The sequence below is a fragment of the Pseudomonas sp. Z18(2022) genome (assembly GCF_036346535.1).
Taxonomy (GTDB): Bacteria; Pseudomonadota; Gammaproteobacteria; order Pseudomonadales; family Pseudomonadaceae; genus Aquipseudomonas; species Aquipseudomonas yamanorum_A.
Map to the genome: position 1 here is coordinate 1 of NZ_JAOTOA010000067.1, position 648 is coordinate 648.

Here is a 648-nt window from a genome sequence, read left to right on the forward strand (position 1 = left end):
ACGTTACCTCAATGGCCAGACCCAACTCAGCGGCGACAGCAGCAGCGCCACCCTGGCTCCTGCGCAGGTACTCAAAATCTCCGGCGGCGCGCCACAGGCCTTTGCCCCCGGTGCGGTGATCACGCAACTGACCACCCGGGCCGCCCGCGACCGCAGTTTCGACGTCAGCTTTAAGGCCATTCCCTACTCGGAGACCGTGTGCTTCCGCCCGGAGCTCAAGAAAAAACCGCAAATCGCCGGCACCGTCCCGGCCCGTGTCACCAGCCGGCAGGCCAATGACCCGTACGCCGAAATCGACCTGGAAGGGCGCTACCGGGTCAACTTCCTGTTCGACCGCGACACCTGGAAGCCCGGCCAGGAAAGTATGTGGATGCGCCTGGCCCGTCCGTATGCGGGCGACACCCATGGCCTGCACCTGCCGCTGATCGCCGGCACCGAAGTGGCCATTGCGTTTGAGCAAGGCGACCCGGACCGGCCCTACATCGCCCATGCCTTGCACGATAGCCGGCGCGAGGACCATGTGACCTTGCGCAACTACAAACGCAACGTGCTGCGCACACCGGCCAACAACAAACTGCGCATGGACGACACGCGGGGGCAGGAGCACGTCAAGCTCAGTACGGAATACGGTGGGAAAAGTCAGCTGAG

General features: G+C 64.2%; 1 protein-coding gene. It reads left to right on the forward strand.

All coding sequences use genetic code 11. The features are described from left to right. Positions 1-648 (forward strand): type VI secretion system tip protein VgrG (vgrG, locus tag V3W39_RS33615; protein ID WP_330214190.1); only part of this gene is annotated, 648 nt, incomplete at both ends.